This window comes from Empedobacter brevis NBRC 14943 = ATCC 43319, from assembly GCF_000382425.1.
Classification (GTDB): Bacteria; Bacteroidota; Bacteroidia; order Flavobacteriales; family Weeksellaceae; genus Empedobacter; species Empedobacter brevis.
Map to the genome: position 1 here is coordinate 140,157 of NZ_KB908295.1, position 20,656 is coordinate 160,812.

Annotated in this window: 21 protein-coding genes; all 21 read left to right on the forward strand. The window is 31.4% G+C overall.

Translation table 11 applies throughout. From position 1 onward, the window contains the following. Positions 1-3 precede the first annotated feature (3 nt). From H277_RS0109265 to flxY, 21 genes are read left to right on the forward strand one after another with little or no spacing between them, the layout of a single operon-like run. On the forward strand, positions 4-459 hold the full coding sequence (locus tag H277_RS0109265) for an ApeP family dehydratase (protein WP_019975308.1): 456 nt from the start codon (positions 4-6) through the stop codon (positions 457-459). After that, positions 456-860, forward strand: a complete 405-nt coding sequence (DarG, locus tag H277_RS0109270) for a flexirubin biosynthesis protein DarG (RefSeq protein ID WP_019975309.1) — start codon at positions 456-458, stop codon at positions 858-860. The genes H277_RS0109265 and DarG overlap by 4 nt, the downstream gene beginning before the upstream one ends. Further along, complete coding sequence (gene darH / locus H277_RS0109275) at positions 844-1,845, forward strand: BtrH-related acyltransferase DarH (protein ID WP_019975310.1); 1,002 nt, start codon at positions 844-846, stop codon at positions 1,843-1,845. The genes DarG and darH overlap by 17 nt, the downstream gene beginning before the upstream one ends. A 5-nt stretch (positions 1,846-1,850) precedes the next feature. Continuing rightward, positions 1,851-2,576 carry an ABC transporter ATP-binding protein gene (locus tag H277_RS0109280; RefSeq protein ID WP_019975311.1) on the forward strand — a complete coding sequence of 242 codons (726 nt, stop codon included), beginning with the start codon at positions 1,851-1,853 and terminating at the stop codon, positions 2,574-2,576. A 1-nt stretch (position 2,577) separates the two neighbouring features. Next, on the forward strand, positions 2,578-3,855 hold the full coding sequence (locus tag H277_RS0109285; RefSeq protein WP_019975312.1) for an ABC transporter permease: 1,278 nt from the start codon (positions 2,578-2,580) through the stop codon (positions 3,853-3,855). Further along, positions 3,830-4,264 carry an acyl-CoA thioesterase gene (locus H277_RS0109290; protein ID WP_019975313.1) on the forward strand — a complete coding sequence of 145 codons (435 nt, stop codon included), beginning with the start codon at positions 3,830-3,832 and terminating at the stop codon, positions 4,262-4,264. Before H277_RS0109285 ends, H277_RS0109290 begins: the two co-directional genes overlap by 26 nt. A 2-nt stretch (positions 4,265-4,266) precedes the next feature. Beyond that, positions 4,267-5,388, forward strand: coding sequence for a beta-ketoacyl synthase N-terminal-like domain-containing protein (locus H277_RS0109295; RefSeq protein ID WP_026357512.1), 1,122 nt, complete (start codon positions 4,267-4,269; stop codon positions 5,386-5,388). Beyond that, positions 5,381-5,920: a hypothetical protein gene (locus H277_RS0109300; RefSeq protein WP_019975315.1), complete on the forward strand. Its 540-nt coding sequence runs from the start codon at positions 5,381-5,383 to the stop codon at positions 5,918-5,920. The genes H277_RS0109295 and H277_RS0109300 overlap by 8 nt, the downstream gene beginning before the upstream one ends. Positions 5,921-5,950: 30 nt before the next feature. Continuing rightward, a complete protein-coding gene (locus H277_RS0109305) occupies positions 5,951-6,208 on the forward strand; it encodes a phosphopantetheine-binding protein (RefSeq protein WP_019975316.1) in 258 nt (85 codons plus the stop codon). Beyond that, positions 6,208-7,404, forward strand: a complete 1,197-nt coding sequence (locus H277_RS0109310) for a beta-ketoacyl-[acyl-carrier-protein] synthase family protein (RefSeq protein WP_019975317.1) — start codon at positions 6,208-6,210, stop codon at positions 7,402-7,404. The genes H277_RS0109305 and H277_RS0109310 overlap by 1 nt, the downstream gene beginning before the upstream one ends. Beyond that, positions 7,401-8,396: a beta-ketoacyl synthase chain length factor gene (locus tag H277_RS0109315; protein WP_019975318.1), complete on the forward strand. Its 996-nt coding sequence runs from the start codon at positions 7,401-7,403 to the stop codon at positions 8,394-8,396. The genes H277_RS0109310 and H277_RS0109315 overlap by 4 nt, the downstream gene beginning before the upstream one ends. Beyond that, positions 8,393-9,166: a polysaccharide deacetylase family protein gene (locus H277_RS0109320; protein ID WP_019975319.1), complete on the forward strand. Its 774-nt coding sequence runs from the start codon at positions 8,393-8,395 to the stop codon at positions 9,164-9,166. The genes H277_RS0109315 and H277_RS0109320 overlap by 4 nt, the downstream gene beginning before the upstream one ends. Continuing rightward, on the forward strand, positions 9,156-9,782 hold the full coding sequence (gene lolA2, locus H277_RS0109325; protein WP_026357513.1) for a flexirubin biosynthesis/transport protein LolA2: 627 nt from the start codon (positions 9,156-9,158) through the stop codon (positions 9,780-9,782). Before H277_RS0109320 ends, lolA2 begins: the two co-directional genes overlap by 11 nt. Then, complete coding sequence (lolB2, locus tag H277_RS0109330) at positions 9,760-10,389, forward strand: flexirubin biosynthesis protein LolB2 (protein WP_019975321.1); 630 nt, start codon at positions 9,760-9,762, stop codon at positions 10,387-10,389. The genes lolA2 and lolB2 overlap by 23 nt, the downstream gene beginning before the upstream one ends. A 56-nt stretch (positions 10,390-10,445) precedes the next feature. Further along, the gene (locus tag H277_RS0109335) at positions 10,446-10,820 is read left to right on the forward strand and encodes an ApeI family dehydratase (RefSeq protein ID WP_019975322.1); all 375 of its coding nucleotides are present in this window, start codon (positions 10,446-10,448) and stop codon (positions 10,818-10,820) included. Then, positions 10,817-11,299 carry a hypothetical protein gene (locus tag H277_RS0109340; protein WP_019975323.1) on the forward strand — a complete coding sequence of 161 codons (483 nt, stop codon included), beginning with the start codon at positions 10,817-10,819 and terminating at the stop codon, positions 11,297-11,299. The genes H277_RS0109335 and H277_RS0109340 overlap by 4 nt, the downstream gene beginning before the upstream one ends. A 1-nt stretch (position 11,300) precedes the next feature. Continuing rightward, a complete protein-coding gene (locus H277_RS0109345; protein WP_019975324.1) occupies positions 11,301-12,485 on the forward strand; it encodes a DUF2062 domain-containing protein in 1,185 nt (394 codons plus the stop codon). Beyond that, positions 12,478-16,137: an MMPL family transporter gene (locus H277_RS0109350; protein WP_019975325.1), complete on the forward strand. Its 3,660-nt coding sequence runs from the start codon at positions 12,478-12,480 to the stop codon at positions 16,135-16,137. The genes H277_RS0109345 and H277_RS0109350 overlap by 8 nt, the downstream gene beginning before the upstream one ends. Continuing rightward, positions 16,112-17,683, forward strand: coding sequence for a phytoene desaturase family protein (locus H277_RS0109355; protein WP_019975326.1), 1,572 nt, complete (start codon positions 16,112-16,114; stop codon positions 17,681-17,683). Before H277_RS0109350 ends, H277_RS0109355 begins: the two co-directional genes overlap by 26 nt. Further along, a complete protein-coding gene (locus H277_RS0109360) occupies positions 17,676-19,343 on the forward strand; it encodes an acyl-CoA--6-aminopenicillanic acid acyl-transferase (RefSeq protein ID WP_033422653.1) in 1,668 nt (555 codons plus the stop codon). Before H277_RS0109355 ends, H277_RS0109360 begins: the two co-directional genes overlap by 8 nt. Continuing rightward, on the forward strand, positions 19,310-20,623 hold the full coding sequence (gene flxY, locus H277_RS0109365; protein WP_019975328.1) for a flexirubin biosynthesis putative acyl-CoA ligase FlxY: 1,314 nt from the start codon (positions 19,310-19,312) through the stop codon (positions 20,621-20,623). Before H277_RS0109360 ends, flxY begins: the two co-directional genes overlap by 34 nt. The last annotated feature ends 33 nt before the right edge of the window (positions 20,624-20,656 follow it).

The following is a 20,656-nucleotide window of genomic DNA, read 5'->3' on the forward strand; positions in this document are numbered from 1 at the left end:
TCTATGAAAGTAAACCAGCAAATTGATATTCAACAATTTCTTCCACATCGTGAACCAATGCTTTTTGTTGATACTATTTCGTGGATAGAAAAAACGTATGTTGAAGCTTTGTTTACGATAAAACCAAATCAATTATTTATTCAGAACGACTACTTTACCGAAGTCGGTTTACTCGAAAATATGGCACAAGTTTGTTCGACAATTATTGGACAAAACTATTTTATCAATTTTTCAGATGTCCATAAAGGCGATGTTATCGGCTTTATTAGTTCGATTAAACAAGCCGAAATTATGCAATTACCAAAAGTTAATCAGATAATTACAACCAAAGCAACGTTGTTAGAAGTTTTTGATTATGATGAATTTACTATTAGCTTGATGCAAGCTCAAGTGATGATTGTTGAAGAAACGATTGCAACAGCTACAATGAATTTGATGCTTCAAAACCATAAAAAATGAAACAATCAGAAGTACCACAAGATAAAGGCCATCTAAAAAAATTCAACGAAGTTTATTATGCAATTGATGAACAGGGAGAATTTTCTCAAACATTAAGTGCAGGTTGGAAAGCAAAAAACATTGTTCAGTCTGAAACCCTGAAAATTTTGGATGAACGAGTAGAAAGAGCAAGACAGAAAGTAATGCAAGGAGAAGCGAGCCCTATTTTATATTTCATGGAATTGAAACGAATGGATTGGGATATCCTGTCTAATTATGTCGGAATTTGGAAGTTTTTTGTGAAAAGACACTCAAAACCGACAACTTTTTCTAAATTAAAAGAAGCAACACTAAAAAAATATGCCGAAGCATTTGAGATTTCGGTAGATGAATTAAAAAATTTTGATGGAAACCCTAACTGATTTTATACATTTTCAATCAGCACATTGCGAAAATGGAGTAGCATCCAACTTATTGAAAAATAAAGGAATTGATGTTTCAGAACCGATGATTTTTGGAATTGGTTCCGGACTTTTTTTTGTGTTTTTACCTTTTCTAAAAGTGAATCATGCTCCGGCTATTAGTTATCGTCCAATGCCGGGAATGATTTTTAATCGTGCAGCTAAAAATCTTGGTATAAAAGTAAAGCGACATAAATTTCGTTCTACTAAAGCGGCACAGATTTTTTTGGATGAACAACTTTCTGCAAATCGCCCTTGTGGTTTACAAGTCGGTGTTTACAATTTAACGTATTTTCCGGAAGAATATAAATTCCACTTTAACGGACATAATCTGGTTGTTTTTGGTAAACAGGATGGGTCCTATTTAATAAGTGATCCTGTTATGCAGGAAACGACAAAATTATCAGAAAAAGAATTAGAAAAGGTACGTTTTTCAAAAGGTGTTTTAGCACCGAAAGGACATTTATATTACCCGGAATTTGTCCCTGAAAATCTAGATTTTGAGAAAGCAATCAAAAAAGGCATTAAGAAAACGTGTCGGGAGATGTTAGCGCCTGTTCCAATTGTTGGCGTTCGTGGAATTAGGATGGTAGCAAAAAGAATAAAGAAAATGCCAGCGAAAATAGGGAATGCTAAAACGAATTATTTTTTGGCTCAGATGGTTCGAATGCAAGAAGAAATAGGAACAGGAGGCGGAGGTTTTCGTTATATTTATGCTGCATTTTTACAAGAGGCTTCACAAAAATTGCAACAGCCAAAACTGAATGATTTTGCGATGGAAATTTCTGCAATTGGAGATAAATGGCGCGATTTTGCTTTGAATGCATCCCGGGTTTATAAAAAGAGAAACAATTCCCAAGATATATATAATGTAATTTCGGATCAATTGTTGGAATTAGCAGAGTTGGAAGAATCGTTTTTTAAGCGTTTAAGAAAAGCCATTTAACAAAGATGATTGAAATTGAAAAGCTATACAAAAAGTATAAAAATTCGGATGTTTTTGCATTAGAAGATTTCACTTTGACAATAAAACAAAACGAAATTCACGGTTTATTGGGACCAAACGGAGCAGGTAAAACAACATTGATGTCTATCCTTTCGGGGTTGATAAAGTCCACTTCTGGCAATGTTGTGATTCAGAATTTTAATCAAAAAACTGATTTGAAAAAAATTCAGAAAATCATAGGAATAGTTCCGCAAGAATATGCATTATACCCAACATTGACAGCACGAGAGAATTTAGAATTTTTCGGAAAGATTTATAAAGTTTCTTCGAAAGAGTTACATGATAAAATTAATGATTTAACCGAAAAAATTGGAATGAGTAAATTTTTGGATAAAAAAATTGATTCATTTTCAGGTGGGATGAAACGGCGCATTAATTTATTGGCCGGAATTCTTCATCAGCCTGAAATTCTATTTTTGGATGAACCGACAGTTGGTGTGGATATCCAATCAAAAATAATATTATTGGATTATCTTCAGGAACTTCATCAGCAAGGAATGTCAATTGTTTATACATCTCATCACATGGCTGAAGCCGAGGATTTTTGTACTCAGGTCACGATTATGAATCAGGGAAAGTCGATCATAACCGCTGAACCGAAGGAATTAATTTTGCAGTTTGGTGTGCACAATTTGGAAGAAGCCTTTGTTCATTTAACTAAATTATCGTGATATGTTGAGTCAACTTTTAGCGTGTATAAAGAAAGAAGTTCTGTTGCTGATTCGGGATATTGGAGGATTAATCATCCTTTTTATAATGCCTCTTATTTTGGTTGTTACAGTAACTAAAATACAGAAAAGTACCTATGATTCTTTTGCTGAAGCCAGTATTCCGGTTTTGTTTATCGATCATGATCACGATAGTATTTCTACAATCATAAAAAAACATATTTCTACTTCAGGAAACTTGAAAATTGTGACCGAGATAGATGGGAAAAAATTAACGGAAGAACAAGTCCAATCCGAAGTTTTTAAAGGAAAATACCAAGTGGGAATTGTTATTCCTGCAAAATTATCAAAAGATTTGAATTATAAAATCAATCAAAATGTAGAGAAGATTTTAAATGAATTTGCTTTTGATAGTACACAAGTTAAATATAACCAGCATATAAATCCCAAAACAATCAAATTGTATTTTGATCCTGCTACTTCGTTGGCTTTCAAAGAAAATGTGTCGAATGTTTTAGATAAATTAATTACAGATACAGAAAATAAAAGTATTTACAAAGCATTTCAAGAGGAAATAGGCTCTGATGATTTGGGATTTCAAAACGAAAAATTTATTCATTTTAAGGAAATTGTTCCAGAGAAATCGAAATCGGTTCTAAAACCTAATGTGACACAGCACAATGTTCCAGCTTGGACGTTGTTTGCGATATTTTTTATCATCGTTCCATTATCAATTAATATTGTGAAGGAAAAAAGTTTGGGAACACATATCCGATTATTGACAAGCCCAATGCCTTATTCCGTTCAAATTCTAGCAAAAACAATCACTTATTTGGGGATTAGTTTATTGCAGTTTACAATGATACTGGGCGTAGCGAAATTAGTTTTTCCATTGATTGGTTTACCGGGTTTTAAAACAGAAGGAATAATCTATTCAATTTACGGATTAACAGTTTTTGCTTCATTAGCTGCAATTGGTTTAGGATTATTGATTGGAACAATTGCAAAAACACAAGAACAATCTGCACCATTTGGAGCAACTTTAGTTGTGATTTTAGCAGCGATTGGCGGTGTTTGGATTCCTGTTTTTGCCATGTCAGATTTTATGCAGCATTTTGCAAAAATTTCACCTATGAATTGGGCTCTTGATTCTTATTATAGTTTAATCTTACGAAATCAATCTTTTCTACAGATTGTTCCGAATATTATTTTGTTAACTTTGTTCTATATTATTACTTTGTTTGCCGCAATATATTATGATAGATTCAAGAGAGAAGATTAAAACGTTAGTACATCATTCCAATTTTGCTGTTCGTTTCAATGAGACCGACCCACTGGGAATCGTGTGGCATGGAAATTATATTACTTATTTTGAAGATGGAAGAGAAGCTTTTGGACGTCATTTTGGAATTAGTTACTTAGATATTCAAAAAAGCGGATTTGTAACACCGATTATTAAATCAGTATGCGAACATAAATTTCCATTGAAATATGGTGATAAATGTAGAATAGAAACGACTTTTGAAGATAGTTTGGCAGCTAAAATGATATACAAATTCAAGATTTTTAATCAAGATGAAAAATTGGTCTGTATTGGAGAAACAATCCAGGTTTTTCTAGATGAAGAAGGTGAATTGATGTTAACACTCCCTCCATTTTTTGAAGAATGGAAGAAAAAAGTAGGATTATAGTAATGGAAAAAGTTTACATTAATCGTGCGAATATTTTAACACCTTTTGGGAATACCATTGAAACCAATTGGGATAAATTGGTGAAAGGAAATTCTGCACTAACTAAAATAGATTCATTTGGTCATTTAAAGGATTTTTATGCTGGTAAAGTTGATGATGAAATTTTCTTAAATTTTAAAAATCAACTTAAAGATAATGAGAATTATACTCGATTAGAAATAATTGGAATTTTGGCTCTTCAATTTATTATTGATAAATCAAAAATTTCACAACGAACTGCTTTTATAATTTCAACAACAAAAGGAAATATTCATCAACTTTCAAGTTCTCTTAAAGGAGCATCTATTCCGGATTTTGCAAAGAAAATTGCCGGTTATTTTGGATTTATAACAGAGCCTGTAATTATTTCCAATGCTTGTGTTTCAGGCGTTTTAGCAGTAAATGTAGCCAAACGTTTTATCGAAATGGAAATGTGTGATGAGGCTTACGTTTTGGCTTTAGACGAATTGACAGACTTTGTTTTAACAGGTTTTAATTCTTTCCAGGCAATGGACTTTGATTTATGTAAACCATTTGATCAAGCGCGAAAAGGTGTTAATTTAGGCGAAGCTGTAGCTTGTGTTTATCTTTCTAAAAGTCAAGACGAAAATAGTTTTCAGATCTTGGGTGAAGCTTCAATTAACGATGCAAACCATATTTCCGGACCATCTCGAACGGGTGAAGGTTTGGTTTTGAGTATAGAGTCAGCGATGAAAGAAGCAAATATTTCTTCAAATGAAATAGATTATATTTCGGCTCATGGAACGGCAACATTGTATAACGATGAAATGGAAGCAATTGCTTTTAATCGTTTACAGATGGAAACGATTCCGACAAATAGTTTAAAAGCTTTTTACGGACATACTTTGGGTGCTTCTGGATTGTTAGAATTGATTATTTCGATGAAACAAGCACAAGAAAAATTGATTTTGAAAAGCCATAATTTCAATGAATTAGGAGTTTCAGTTCCATTAAATATTTTAAAAGAAAATCTTCAAAAAGAAGTCAATATTATTTTGAAAACTTCATCTGGTTTTGGAGGAAGTAATGCTGTAATTATTTTAAAAAAAGTTCCGAATGACTAAAGTTGAGATTAAAAATGAACAAGTTTGGTTGAATAATGAACTTTATTTTGAAGATTCTTCAGGAGATTTTGAGATATTTTGTAAAAATTTTTTCAAATCTTTCGAAATTGATTATCCAAAATTTTATAAAATGGATCATCAAAGTAAATTAGCTTTTTTGGCTGCCGAAATTTTGTTGAAAGATGAAAATACATTAAACGAAAATCAAGATATTGCATTGGTTTTTGCAAATCGAAATTCGAGCTTAGAATCAGATTTGAAACATCAACAAAGTATTCAATCTGCTGATGAAATTTTTCCGAGTCCGGCAGTTTTTGTCTACACATTAGCAAATATTTGTTTGGGTGAAGTGAGTATTCGTCATCAATTGAAAACCGAAAATGCTTTTTTTATTTCGGAAAATTTCAATGAAGAACAATTAAAAAAATATGCGAATTATTTAATTCAAAAAAATAAAGCAAAGAAAGTTGTTTTGGCTTGGATAGATTATTTACAAGGTGATTACGAAGCGAAAATGTACTTAATAGATTAAAAACAATATTAGTTTACAATAAAAAATACTATGGAAAATTTAATTAACGACTTAAAAGTTAAAATCATTGAAATTTTAAACCTTGAAGATGTATCAGTAGAGGATATCAAAAATGATGATCCTTTATTTGGAGACGGTTTGGGACTTGATTCTATCGATGCTTTGGAGTTGATTGTATTATTAGATAAAGAATATGGAATCAAAATTACAGACCCGAAAGAAGGAAAAACAATCTTTCAATCAGTAGAAGTAATGGCAGATTATATTGAGAAAAACAGAACAAAATAATGCATAAAAAAGTTGCAATAACAGGAATGGGAATTATTTCGGCAATTGGTAAAAATGTCGAAGAGAATTTCGATTCATTAATTCATCAAAAGCATGGTTTATCACGCCTCGAAAATTTTGAATCTATTCATAAAAACGAAATTTTTGTGGGTGAAATCAAATTATCGAACGATGAATTGGCAACTTTTTTAAATCTACCTTCAAACCATAGCTTTTCTCGAACAGCAATGTTAGGACTTATTGCTGTACAAGAAGCTCTGCAAAATGCAGGAATCGAAAATGTAAATGAAGTCAGAACAGGACTGATTTCTTCGACAAGTGTGGGAGGAATGGATATGACGGAAAATTATTTTTTAGATTATGAGAATCTCCCTGATAAGCAAAAATATATTTTGAGTCACGATGCTGGAGCTTCATCCGATCAAATTGCAACAGAAATAGGGCTAAAGGGTTTTGTTTCCACGATTAGTACAGCATGTTCCTCTGCTGCGAATGCGATTATGCATGGCGCACGCTTAATTAATTCAGGAAGATTGGATCGTGTAATTGTTGGTGGGACAGACGCATTATCTAAATTTACCATTAATGGATTCAAAAGTTTGATGATTTTGAGCGATGAGTTTAATCAACCATTTGATGAAAGTCGAAAAGGTTTGAATCTTGGTGAAGCGGCTGCTTATTTGGTTTTAGAGTCAGAAGAATCTGTTCTAAAGTCAAATAAAAAAGTCCTTGGTTATTTGATTGGAGCGGGAAATGCAAACGATGCATTTCATCAAACAGCTTCTTCAGAAAATGGGGAAGGAGCGTACTTGGCGATGAAAAAAGCATTCGAAACAGCAACTATTCTACCAACCGAAATAGATTACATCAATGTTCATGGAACTGCTACAAGTAATAATGACTTAACTGAAGGGCGGGCAATAAAAAGAATTTTTGGTGAGGATTTACCAAACTTTAGTTCTACTAAACCTTATACAGGACACACGTTGGCTGCTGCAGCAAGTGTAGAAGCTGTGTTTAGTTTATTGAGCCTCCAAAATAATATGATTTATCCGAATCTTAATTTTCGATCTCCGATTGAAGAGTTGAATATCTTTCCTGCAACTAAATTAGAAAAGAAAGATATTCAAAATGTGTTATCAAATTCATTTGGATTTGGAGGAAATTGTTCAACTTTAATTTTTTCTAAATCATGAAAGATGTATTTGTAAATGGCTTAGGTTTTGTCAATGCACAATTTATCGATGAGGTTGGACATGAATTCGATCTCTTACAAGAGTTTATTTCAAAAGCAAAATCTCCTTCTTTAAAAGAAATTATTTCTCCTGCTATGAGCCGTCGAATGGCTTCCGGAGTTAAAATGGGAATTTATGCTTCTTTAAAAGCATTGGAGGAAGCTAAGGTAGAACAGCCGGATACGATTATTACAGGGACAGCTTTAGGATGTTTAGTCGATTCGGAAAAATTTTTAATCAATATCATTCAAAATAATGAAGCGTTTTTAACGCCAACTGCTTTTATACAATCTACGCACAATACAGTTGGTTCACAAATTGCTTTACATCTCGGTTGTAATGCTTATAATTTCACATATACAAACGGGTTTAATTCGTTTGAAAATGCGCTTTTAGATGGAAGTCTGCAAGTTGAGACTGAAGAAGTGAAGACTGCTTTGGTAGGAGGAATTGATGAAATTGGTGAACGAACGTATCAATTGTTGCAATTGATAGGGGAAATAAAATCTGCAACCAATCAAGGAAAGAAATATAGCGAAGGTGCTCATTTTTGTGTTTTATCAAATGAGAAAAGTGTAACTTCTTATGCTAAGCTTCTGGCTGTTTCAATTTGTAATGGATATGAAGATTTATACGCTGAAATACTTAAATTCATTGAATTGAATCACATCAATTTATCTGATATTGACGCCATTATTTCAGGAGAAGAAAGTTTAAAAGATAACAACCGGCTAAATGGTTTAGCAAGTTTATATGAATACAAAGAATTTATCGGTGAATATGGTACTTCTTCTGCATTTGGATTTGTTTTGGGATGTGAATTATTGAAAAAACAAATCTTACCAAGTCAATTCAAAAAGAATGATAGAAAAGCTGAAAAGTATAAAAACATACTTTTGGTAAATGGACACAATGGAAAAGATTTGAGTTTAATTCTGCTTCAATCAGTATGAAATTTAGAGTTGTAAATATAATTTTTATAAGTCTGATTATTTGCTTGTTATTGAGTTGTTTTATAACAGATTTGTCATTTTTCTATTTATTTATTCCAATTTTTATTTGGTTAACAATTACTGTTTTTGGTGTCTTTGACATTCGATTGAATTATTTTTTGAAGGCGTTGCACCGAGGGAATCATCACTCTGAAAAAATAATTTCATTGACTTTTGATGACGGTCCAACTGAATTTACTCCAAGAATTTTAGCTATTTTAGCTAAACATCAAGTTAAAGCAACTTTTTTCTGTATAGGAAAACAAATTGAAAAAAATACGGATGTTCTTCAACAGATTCATCATTCAGGACATATAATTGGAAATCATACGTACAATCACTCAACTCAAAATGGGTTTTATTCGACAGAAAAAATAATTGAAGAAATTGTTTCAACGAATAAAATTATTGTGAAAACGACACAAGTGAGAACCAAGATTTTTAGGCCTCCATTTGGCGTGACAAATCCTCATATAGCAAAAGCTTTAACCAAAACCCGACATCATATAATCGGATGGAGTATTCGTTCTTTGGATACGGTGATTGAAGATGAGCAGCAGTTACTGAATCGGATTACACGACAACTAAAACCGGGAGCAATTATTCTGATGCACGATACATCAGATAAAACGGCAAATGTATTAGAACAATTATTCATATTTTTACAAAAAGAAAAGTATAAAGTAGTTCCGTTAAACGAACTCTTGAAAATAGATGTATATGAAAACTAAGATCTTCATTTTATTCGTATTTTTTAATTTGACAATTTTTGCACAAGAAAGCAAAATGAGTAATAGTGAAATTGAAAAATTTAAAAAAGATATTGTTTCTGATTCAAAGAAAATACAAACTTTAACAGCAGATTTTACACAATATAAAGTCATGAGTTTTTTAGATAAACCAATTGTTTCGAAAGGAAAATTGTATTTACAGAATCCAAAAGCAATGCGTTGGAATTATACTCAACCGATTGATTACAATGTAATTTTTAACAATGGGAAAATTTATATTAATGATGAAGGGAAGAAATCGAGTGTAGATGTACAAGGAAATAAAAAGTTTGAAAAATTAAATCAATTAATTGTTGGAAGCGTAAGTGGAAATTTGTTTGATACAAATGACTTTGTCATCACTTTTTCAAAGACAGATAAAGCTAGAATTGCTAAATTACAACCAAAGTTAAAAGATGTCAAAAAGTATATAAAGGAGATTCAATTGACGTTCTATTCCGGTCAATCTACAGTGACAGAAGTCAAACTAATAGAACCTTCTGATGATTATACTAAAATTTTGTTTACCAACAAATCCTTAAATCAAACAATCAATGCTTCGGTTTTTAATCCTTAATCTTTTTATTCTAACTCTTACTGCCTGCGGAACAACATATAAAATTCCAGGTACACAAGAGAAAAATAAAGAAGAACAACAAATTGTTAATCCGTATTTTAATCAGATCAACAAAGAATATAGTTACCGTTTTAACATTACGTTTATGAAAAAGGAAATGAAAGGTAATTTTGTGGTGAAAAAACTTGGAGAAGATTCGCATAGAGCTGTGATGACTTCAGATTTCGGAAATACACTATTTGATTTATCCATTTCTCAAGACAAGTATATCTTACATTATGCGATGCCCGATTTGAATAAAAAAGTTGTTGTAAAGACTCTGGCGGAAGATTTACAAACGATTTTGAAAAATGATTTTCAGCTGGATGAACGCATCAAAACATCAACAAATATTATTTTAAAATCAAAAGATGTTAGTTTAATTTTTGATCCAAATGAGACCAATTATTTTCATGAATTGGTCCGGCTTAAAAACAATAAAATAAAAACAATCAACCAGTTTTCTTCTAATCAAACAGATTTTCCAGAGAGAATATTTATTAAACACAATCATTTCAACTTGAGTATAGAACTTAATAAAGTAAATATAGAATTAGAGGAAGAATAAACTTACGTGAAATTCATCCTTTTTTAGATTATATTTGTAGAACAAAACAGTTACAGATGCTTATTCCTAATCTATATACCATAAAGAAATCTGAAAAAGTTGATGATTCAAATTTTAAGGTTCAGATAGAATTGAATCCGAATCACGAAATTTTCGGAGGACATTTTCCAAATAATCCTATCACACCAGGGGTTTGTATGATGCAGATTATAAAGGAATTAACAGAAGGGATCGTTTCAAAAGATTTGTTTCTATCAAAAGTTTCGAATGTCAAATTCATGGCCACAATTAATCCGTTTAAACAGGCTGTTTTGGATTTAAATTTGACTATTGTTCATGAAAATAATGAAGTAAAAGTTAAAAATTCGTCTTTCTTTGAAGCGACAAACGCGTTAAAATTTAGTGCAATTTATAAAGTTCTGAATAGATGAAAATTCTCTTATCAATCTTTTTTTCGGTTTTATTCTTCTTTGGATTAACACTATCTGAATTGAGAACTGATTTTGAAAATGCTTCAAAATCAGCAAATAATGTTTCAATTTTACATGATAAATTAAATGATTACTCTGGTAATAATCAAACAATTATTGCTTATAAAGGAGCGTCTAAAATTTTGAAAGCGAGGTACATAAAAAATAAAGAAACAAAGAAAAAATATTTTACTGAAGGAGCTGTTTTGATTAATAATTCGATTAAAAAAGAGCCAAAAAATGTTGAAAACCGTTTGATTCGATTGATTATTCAAGAAAATATTCCAAAATTTATCAAATACAATCAGAATATTCAAGAAGATAAAACATTCATTGTTGAAAATTATAATTCAGCACCAAAAGAAGTTCAAGTCTTGGTAAAAGCATATGCTAAAAAATACAATACTTTTACTGCCCAACAATTGAGAAAGCTTAATTAAAATGGATTTTTCGATTATTCGACATAAAATAGATGAACTAAAAGTTTGTGTAATTATACCGACTTATAACAATCACAAAACGTTAAAGCGTGTGATAGAAGGGGTATTAGAATACACAAATCACCTTATTCTTATAAATGATGGTTCTACGGATTCTACCGCTGAAATTTTAAAAGAGTACCAAAATCAGTTTGTTATAGTGAATATTCCACAGAACAAAGGAAAAGGAAATGCTTTGCGGGTTGGTTTTAAAATGGCGAGGGAAAATGGTTATCATTTTGCTTTGACAATTGATTCGGATGGACAACATTTTCCGCATGATATTCCAAATTTTATAGAAGAATTAGAACAAAAAAATAAACCAATTCTGATTATCGGAAGTCGTCAGATGGAGCAAGATGGTATTCCGAAGAAAAGTAGTTTTGGAAATAAATTTTCGAACTTTTGGTTTTGGTTTGAAACTGGAATTAAATTAAATGATACGCAATCCGGTTACCGTTTATATCCTTTAAAATTTATTCCAAAAAGATATTGGACAAATAAGTTTGAGTTTGAAATCGAGATTATTGTACGTACCGCATGGAAAGGCATTGAAGTCGTCAATACGCCGATTGATATTTTATATGATCCAAATGAGCGGGTTTCTCATTTTCGACCATTCAAAGATTTTACACGAATCAGTATACTCAATACGTTTTTAGTGTTTTTGACGATTTTTTATATCAAACCACGAAATTTTCTGTTCAGTTTCAAAAAAAAAAATATCCGAACATTCATTAAAGAAGATATCTTAGGAAGCAATGATACGAACAAAGTGAAAGCACTATCAATTGCCTTAGGTATCTTTCTTGGAATTGCACCATTTTGGGGTTTTCAAACATTTTTATCCATTTTCTTAGCTTCTATGTTCCGGTTAAATAAAGTCATCAGTTTTTTCTGTTCAAACATTAGCATTCCCCCAATGATTCCGATTATTATTTATTTATCATTATTGACAGGAGGCTTCATTTTACGTGATAATTTTCATTTGGATTTAAGTTTAGTTTCATTTGAGATTATCAAGAAAAATGTACTTCGCTATGTTATAGGAAGCTTGGTTTTAGCAACATTCTGTAGTATTGTGAGCGGGATTTTGAGTTATTTTTTATTGACTTTTTTCAGTCAAAAGACCATTAAGAATGCATAAATTTTTCTATAAATTATTTCTACAAATCAGATCAAATAAATGGCTAAGTATTTTATTTTTTTTAGTCTTTTTATTTGGTTGTGCATTTTTTGCAAATCGGTTAAAATTTGAAGAAGATATTACACGAATTATTCCGAAAGATGAGAAAAATGATGCAATAACTAAAGTTATTTCTCAATTAAAGTTTACAGATAAAATTGCTGTGATTATTGAGAAAAAAAACGACGGTTCGCTGGATGATATGACGAATCAGGCAACGGATTTTTTGGATAGTATTCAACCTTTGAATACGTATTACAACGATATTCAAGGGCAATATGATTTAGATAATTTTGCTTCTACTTTTGATTTTGTTCAGCAGAATTTACCGATTTTTTTAGAGAAAGAAGATTATCAGCAATTAAATCGGAAATTAAATAAGGATTCTATTGCTTCAATTGTTGAGAAGAATTATAAAAATTTAATTACACCAACAGGAATTATCTCGAAAGAGTTTATGTTGAAAGATCCATTTGGATTGACTTTTATCGCATTAAATCGCTTAAAAGAAAAGAATTTAACCGATGATTTTGAAGTGTATGATGGTTTTATTGTAACAAAAGATCATTCAAAATTATTTCTCTTTATTAATCCGAAATTTTCCGGAAGTGAAACAGAACATAATACAGATTTTGTTGATCGATTAGAACAAATAAAAGATGATCTAAATCCTCAGTATAAAGGAAAATCAGAATTGAGCTATTTTGGCTCAAGCTTTATTGCGGTTGCAAATGCAAAGCAAATCAAACAAGATATTATTACGACTGTTTTGATTTCGATGATTGCATTAATGCTTATTTTAATTGTTTTTTATCGAAAAATTTATGTCCCGGTTATCATTTTTATTCCTTCTGTTTTTGGATTCTTTTTTGCACTCGCAATGCTGTATATTATTCAAGGAACAATTTCTGCAATTTCGTTGAGTATTGGCGCCGTTTTATTGGGGATCACAATAGATTATTCGCTGCATATTATGACGCATTATAAGCACAATAGTGATTCGAAAACATTATTTAAGGAAATTACAAAACCGTTAGTTATGAGTTGTACAACAACTGCAATTGCGTTTTTGTGTTTACTTTTTGTAAAATCAGATGTGTTGAAAGATTTGGGGATTTTTGCCGGAATAACTGTTGTTGTTTCAGGAATTTTCTCTTTATTGATTATTCCGCATTTATATCATCCGAAGAAGGATTCTATCGAAAATAACTCATCAATTATAGAGAAATTTGCCTTCTTTTCCTTTCATAATAATAAAATTTTAATTGGATTTTGTATACTTCTGATTATTGTGAGTTGTTTTACGTTTAATAAAGTGACATTTGATAAGGATTTATCGAAACTTAATTATGTGCCAACTGATCAAAAAAATGCTGAACAAAAGTTAGAAACATCATCAAATTCAATTTCAAAATCTTTATATGTCGTCAATTACGGAACTGATGTTGACGAAGTATTGAAGCAAAATTTCGAATTGACAACTGAATTGAACCAATTGGAAAAAAAGAACGAAGTTTTGAGTTATCACTCGATACAATCTTTGGTTTTACCAAGTGCTGTTCAACAAGAAAAGATTGACGATTGGAATAATTTCTGGACAGAAGAAAAAATAAACTTTGTTAAAAATGAATTTATACATGATGGCAAAGAATATGGTTTTAAACCAGGTAGTTATCATCAGTTCTTTTCAATTTTTGATCAAACCTATCAACCGTTAAAATTAGAAGATTACCGCGCGTTTAATCCTTCTCTTTTCGAAGAGTTTGTTTCGCATAAAAATGGATTTTATACGGTTTCAACTTTAGTGAAACTAAAAGAAGAAAACCGAGAGCGCTTTGTTTCCAAATATACTAAGGGAGAAACAATCGTAATTGATAGAAAACAATTGAATGAGAGTTTTTTAGGAAACTTAGTAACCGATTTTAATCATCTTGTGAATTATTCTTTTATTGCGGTTTTGTTGATTTTATGGTATTTTTTCCGTCGTATTGAGTTGGTGATTATTAGTGCGATACCAATTGCGTTGTCTGGTTTGGTTACAGCAGGTTTGATGGGGCTTTTTGATATTAAATTCAATATTTTTAGCAGTATTGTTTGTACATTGGTTTTTGGTCATGGAGTCGATTTTAGTATTTTTATGACAAGTGCCTTACAGAAAGAATATACAACAGGAAAAGATGAAATGCCAACATATCGTACATCAATCCTGTTAGCCGTTATTACAACGATTCTAGCGATTGGAGCTCTTATTTTTGCGAAACATCCAGCTTTAAAATCGATTGCTTCTGTTTCCCTTGTCGGAGTTGTCGCAGCATTGGTGATTACTTTTATCTTTTATCCGATTTTATTTCGATTTTTTATTTCAAATCGACCAAAGCAGGGTAAAAGTCCAATGACTTTGTGGTTAGCTGCCCAAAGTGTACTTTTCTTTCTTTATTTTGGAATTTTTGGAATAATTACTTCCATCACTTTAAGAGTTTTGATGATAATCTTACCTATTCCAAAAGATAAAAAATATAAACTTTTTGGTTGGGGAATGTCAATTTTTATGCGATCAGTTTTGATGATAAAGCCAACTGTAATTAAGAAAGTTTTAAATCCAACTCATGAAAATTTCAAAAAACAATCGATTATAATCGCAAATCATACTTCTTTTTTGGATACTTTAGCAATTGGAATTTTCCATCCCAAAATTGTATTTTTAGTAAATGATTGGGTCTACAAGTCGCCTATTTTTGGACGTGCCGTTAAAATGGCTGGATTTTATCCTGTTTCCAGTGGAGTTGAAGGTAATTTAGAAGAAATTAAAAAGAGAATTGGAAATGATTTTTCACTTATGATTTTTCCTGAAGGAACCCGTTCGAGAACAAATAATATCAATCGTTTTCATAAAGGGGCATTTTTTCTTTCAGAGAAATTACAACTTGACATTTTACCGGTTTATATTCATGGAAATTCCGAAATTATTCCAAAGGGTGATTTTATGATTTTTGATGGACACATTTATTCAATTATAGGAAAAAGAATCGACTGGGCCGACAAAAAATATGGAACAAATTATTCTGAACGAACAAAGAAAATCAGCCGAGAATTTAAGTCAGAATTTCAGAAATTTCGAAATAAATATGAAGATGAAAATTACTGGCAGCAGAAATTGTTTTTAAGCTTTTTGTACAAAGAATCTGAAATTGTCAATGAAATGAAAAACGATTTTATGCGGAATAAAAGTGGTTATTACGATTTAAATAACGCATTTAATCAACATGAAAAAATTCTACATTTCTCTAATGATTATGGTCAAATAGATTTTCTGTTATTGATGCAGCAAGCAAACCGTAAAATTGTTTCGTTTGTAAAAGACAAAGAAAAAAGAGCCATTGCTTCTACCAATTATATAACAAAAATCAGATCGTTAATTTATCAGCATGAATTTAATTTTGTGGAAGAAGAACAAACTCTTTTAATTACAACAGAAATAGAAGCATTTTATCAAGAAAGAATCAATCAATTTAAGAAAATTGTCGTCTTAAAAAATAGAACTACAAACGAATCTCTTTTTAATAATTTTGTCAAACAAAACGAAACAAATGAATACACAGTCTATACAAAATAAACTTGATCAAAACTACGATGTAGTGGTGATAGGAAGTGGTTTGGGCGGATTGGTTTCTGCTGTTATTTTGGCAAAAGAGGGAAAGAGGGTTGTCGTATTGGAAAAGAACAATCAATTTGGAGGAAATCTCCAGACTTTTGTTCGTGATAAAACGATTTTTGATACAGGTGTCCATTATATAGGAGGTTTAGCTAAAGGCGAGAATCTTTATAATTATTTTAGTTATTTGAATATAGCCGATAAGCTCAATTTACGCCAGTTAAATAAAGATGGGTTTGATGTGATTTCTTTTGATGACGATGAAAATGAATACCCGATTGCACAGACGTATCAAAATTTTGTTGAACAACTGGCCGTTTTTTTTCCGGAGGAGCGAGAGAATCTAATTGAATACAGCAAGAAGTTGGAAGAACTTTGTTTGGCTTTTCCAATGTATAACCTGAATATAGGCACTTTTGCAGATGAAGAAAATTTTCTTTCGATTAATGCAAAGCAATACATTGATTCTGTTTTTACGAATGAACGTCTAAAAGCTGTCTTGGTTGGAAATAATTTTCTTTATGTAGGTCAGGCTGAAAAAACGCCTTTGTACATTCATGCACTTTCGGTTAATTCATATATACATTCGGCTTGGCGTTGTGTAAATGGAGGAAGTCAAATCGCCAAACTTCTGATAAAAGAATTAAAAAAATACAAAGGAGAAATTTATAAATACCAGGAAATAGAATCTTTTGTTCTGGATGAAAATGAACAGGTTATAGGTTGTGAAAGTAAGGAAGGAAAGCAATATTTTGGGGATTTATTTATCTCGAATATAGACATTAAGAAAACAATTGATATGCTGGGGGAACGTAAATTTGGAAAACCGTTTTCACGACGTGTCAAAAGTTTAGAAGTTACGCCTTCGGCTTTTACGGTTTATCTGGTTTTTAAACCTGAGAGTTTTTCTTATATCAATCACAATATTTATCATTTTACTTCCATAAATGACGTTTGGGACAGCTATGAAAAAGAAACGAATGATTGGCCAAATACTTATATAGCAACCTTTGGTTCTGATCCTAAAGATGAAGAATATGCAGAGAGTATGACGGTAATGACTTATATGACTTTTGAAGAAGTACAAAAATGGGAAGATTCATACAATGTTGATGTAAATGATAATTATGGAAATAGAGGAGAAGCTTATGAAGAATTTAAACGTCAGAAAATAGAGTTGATGATTAACAAGCTTGAAAAGAAATTTCCGGATATACGAGAAAAAATACAAGCTATTCATTCTTCTTCACCTTTGTCTTACCGCGATTTTATTGGATCAGAAAAGGGAAATATGTATGGCTATCTGAAAGATAGTAACAATCCAATGAAAACATTCATTTCTCCAAGGTCAAAAGTGAAAAATGTTTTTTTTACTGGTCAAAATGTACGTGTACATGGTGTTTTAGGAGTTACTGTTGGTGCATTTGTAACCTGTTGTGAAATTCTTGGTGCTGAATATTTAATGAATAAAGTACATCGTGAAATAAATGAAAAAGCAAATGAATAAATCTCTTTACATTTTATTTTTTATTTTATTCTCTTTTGCTTCTTGTGGGGTACGGAAAGCTTTGGAAGATCGCCCGGATCTGTCTTTTTACAATTCAAAGGATTATATTCGTCATGAAGTAAATGATTCTTTATTCTATATTGGAAATAATTTTTTACAAAAGAATGAAGCTCAAAATTGGGAGCTTTTTGTTTCTGGGGATCCACTGGAAATAGGTCAAAAAACGGGTGTTTTGACAAAGGAATTATACGAATTTCAGGAACAAGCGTTCATGCATTTAATTACAGATTTTATTCCTTCTGAAAAAAGAAGAAAATTCCTTTTCAAAGTTTTGAAATTTTATAATCGAAAGTTGCATCACTACATCAATAATGAATATAAAGCCCAAATTTATGGACTTTCTGAATCGTCTGGAAATCAGTATGATTCGTTAATGGATAAGTATAATCGAAATCTTTTTCTTCATGGAGCACACGATATCGGGCATGCAATGAATGATTTAATGCTTGTGGGGTGCTCTTCTTTGGCCGTCTGGGACAATAAATCGGAGGATAAAGGATTGTTAATTGGCCGTAATTTTGATTTTTATGCCAATGATGATTTTGCTAAAAATAAAATAATTTCATTTGTGAAACCAGATAGAGGTTTTCCTTATATGTCGGTGACTTGGGGAGGAATGATTGGAGTTTCATCCGGAATGAATTTAGAAGGACTTACAGTAACCATTAACGCAGGGAAATCATCAATTCCTCTTAAAGCCAAAACACCAATTTCACTTGTTGCGCTAGAAATTTTACAATATGCCTCTACAATTGATGAAGCCATTGAAATCGCAAAAAATAAAAAAGTTTTTGTTTCTGAAAGTATTATGGTTGGAAGCCAAAAAGATCATCGTGCTGTTTTAATTGAAATTTCACCAAAGAAGTTTGGTGTTTACAGGGTTCAAAATCAATCTTATTTAGCTTGTACAAATCATTTTCAAAGTGAAGAGTATAGAGATGATACACGAAATAATAGACAACAAAAAGAAAGTCATTCGGTTTATCGTTTCGAAAAAATAGAAGAAGAGTTAGCAGAGCAAAATCAATTGAATCCTAAAAAAATGGTTGATCTATTGCGAGAAACAAATGGCCTTAAAAATATGAAATTAGGTTACGGAAACGAGAAAGCACTCAATCAGTTGCTGGCACATCATGCAGTGGTTTTTCAACCTGATAAACGGTTGGTATGGATCTCTTCTAATCCCTACCAATTGGGAGAATTTACAGCATATGATTTGAATAAAATTTTTAACGACTCTATTTTAAATTATAAAATGAGCGTGGATAGTTTGCGCATTGAAAAAGATAAATTTCTTTTGACAAAAGAGTATGCAAATTATGAACAATATCGAATTCAGAATTTGAAGCTGACTAAATTATTAGAAGAGAAAAAAGAGATAAAAGAAAATGTTCTCACAAGCTATATTCAAAATAATCCTGATTTTTGGAAAGTTTATGCGTTGGTTGGGGATTATTATTTTCAACAGAAAGATTATCAGCAAGCAGTTATTTATTATAAATTAGCATTAACGAAAGAAATCACGACGACTCCGGATCGAAATAAAACAGAGAAAAAGCTATCAAAATGTATTCGCAAAATAGCCCACAGAAAGCAATAGAATATTGTTCGGTTGAAGAAATAAAAGAATTTCAAAATCAGAAATTGATAAAACAAATAGCTTATTTAGCTGCACATTCTAAATTTTATCAAACATTATTTCAAGAGAATAATATCGATTGGAGATCAATTCAATCCATCGATGATCTAAAGTTGATTCCGGTTACAACGAAAAACGATTTACAACAACATAACCTTGATTTCTTATGTGTTTCACAACATGAAATTATTGATTATTCAACGACTTCGGGAACGCTGGGAGATCCTGTAACTTTTGGATTGACAGATAAAGATTTGGAACGACTGGCTGAAAATGAGTACAATTCGTTTCAACGAATCGGTGTGAAAAAAGGAGATGTGGTACAATTAATGACAACTATTGACCGTCGTTTTATGGCAGGTTTAGCTTATTTCCTTGGCTTGCGAAAATTAGGAGCAGGCGTGATTCGTGTTGGAGCAGGCGTTCCGCAATTACAATGGGATTCAATTTTAAAATATAAACCTAAATTTTTAGTCGCAGTTCCCTCATTTTTACTAAAAATGTTGGATTATGCAGAAAAAAATAATATTGACTATCAAAGTTCGGGTGTAAAAGCTGTTTTGTGTATTGGAGAGTCATTGCGAGACAAAGATTTGGGCGCTTCGTTGTTATCCCAAAAAATTACATCAAAATGGAACATTCAACTTTTTTCTACATATGCTTCAACTGAAATGAGTACTGCTTTTACAGAATGTAAAGAAGGTGTAGGAGGGCATCACCAACCTGATTTGATTATTACAGAGATTTTAGATGAAAATAATAAGGAGGTTGCTGACGGAGAATTAGGAGAATTGACCATTACAACTTTAGGAATAGAAGGAATGCCATTGTTGCGTTTCAAAACCGGAGATTTGTTACGGAAGCATTCGGAGCAATGTATTTGTGGAAGTAATTCGTACCGATTAGGTCCTGTGGAAGGGCGTAAACAACATATGATTAAATACAAAGGAACGACATTGTATCCACCTGCTTTGCATGATATTTTAAATCATTTTGATGAAGTCAGTTTGCATTTGATTGAAATTTATTCAAATGAGCTAGGGACAGATGAAATTTTAATTCGATTAGTTTCGAGCGACGAAACAGATGAATTTTTAACAAAGATTAAAGATTATTTCAGAGCAAAACTAAGGGTGACACCATCGATTAAGTTTGAAACGTTTCAAGAATTACAGTCGGTGATTTTTAAACCGGAGAGTCGAAAACCACTTACTTTTATTGATTATAGAGAAAATAGTTAAAGTAAATGGATGGAGAAACATATTCATAATAAA

Coding starts and splice junctions, on each gene's coding strand:
- H277_RS0109310 (WP_019975317.1), top strand. CDS start 6,208: ATGCATAAAAAAGTTGCAATAACAGGAATGGGAATTATTTCGGCAATT.
- lolB2 (WP_019975321.1), top strand. CDS start 9,760: ATGCTTCGGTTTTTAATCCTTAATCTTTTTATTCTAACTCTTACTGCC.
- darH (WP_019975310.1), top strand. CDS start 844: ATGGAAACCCTAACTGATTTTATACATTTTCAATCAGCACATTGCGAA.
- flxY (WP_019975328.1), top strand. CDS start 19,310: ATGTATTCGCAAAATAGCCCACAGAAAGCAATAGAATATTGTTCGGTT.
- H277_RS0109345 (WP_019975324.1), top strand. CDS start 11,301: ATGGATTTTTCGATTATTCGACATAAAATAGATGAACTAAAAGTTTGT.
- H277_RS0109265 (WP_019975308.1), top strand. CDS start 4: ATGAAAGTAAACCAGCAAATTGATATTCAACAATTTCTTCCACATCGT.
- H277_RS0109280 (WP_019975311.1), top strand. CDS start 1,851: ATGATTGAAATTGAAAAGCTATACAAAAAGTATAAAAATTCGGATGTT.
- H277_RS0109355 (WP_019975326.1), top strand. CDS start 16,112: ATGAATACACAGTCTATACAAAATAAACTTGATCAAAACTACGATGTA.
- H277_RS0109315 (WP_019975318.1), top strand. CDS start 7,401: ATGAAAGATGTATTTGTAAATGGCTTAGGTTTTGTCAATGCACAATTT.
- H277_RS0109320 (WP_019975319.1), top strand. CDS start 8,393: ATGAAATTTAGAGTTGTAAATATAATTTTTATAAGTCTGATTATTTGC.
- H277_RS0109340 (WP_019975323.1), top strand. CDS start 10,817: ATGAAAATTCTCTTATCAATCTTTTTTTCGGTTTTATTCTTCTTTGGA.
- H277_RS0109360 (WP_033422653.1), top strand. CDS start 17,676: ATGAATAAATCTCTTTACATTTTATTTTTTATTTTATTCTCTTTTGCT.
- H277_RS0109295 (WP_026357512.1), top strand. CDS start 4,267: ATGGAAAAAGTTTACATTAATCGTGCGAATATTTTAACACCTTTTGGG.
- H277_RS0109335 (WP_019975322.1), top strand. CDS start 10,446: ATGCTTATTCCTAATCTATATACCATAAAGAAATCTGAAAAAGTTGAT.
- H277_RS0109285 (WP_019975312.1), top strand. CDS start 2,578: ATGTTGAGTCAACTTTTAGCGTGTATAAAGAAAGAAGTTCTGTTGCTG.
- H277_RS0109305 (WP_019975316.1), top strand. CDS start 5,951: ATGGAAAATTTAATTAACGACTTAAAAGTTAAAATCATTGAAATTTTA.
- H277_RS0109300 (WP_019975315.1), top strand. CDS start 5,381: ATGACTAAAGTTGAGATTAAAAATGAACAAGTTTGGTTGAATAATGAA.
- lolA2 (WP_026357513.1), top strand. CDS start 9,156: ATGAAAACTAAGATCTTCATTTTATTCGTATTTTTTAATTTGACAATT.
- DarG (WP_019975309.1), top strand. CDS start 456: ATGAAACAATCAGAAGTACCACAAGATAAAGGCCATCTAAAAAAATTC.
- H277_RS0109350 (WP_019975325.1), top strand. CDS start 12,478: ATGCATAAATTTTTCTATAAATTATTTCTACAAATCAGATCAAATAAA.
- H277_RS0109290 (WP_019975313.1), top strand. CDS start 3,830: ATGATAGATTCAAGAGAGAAGATTAAAACGTTAGTACATCATTCCAAT.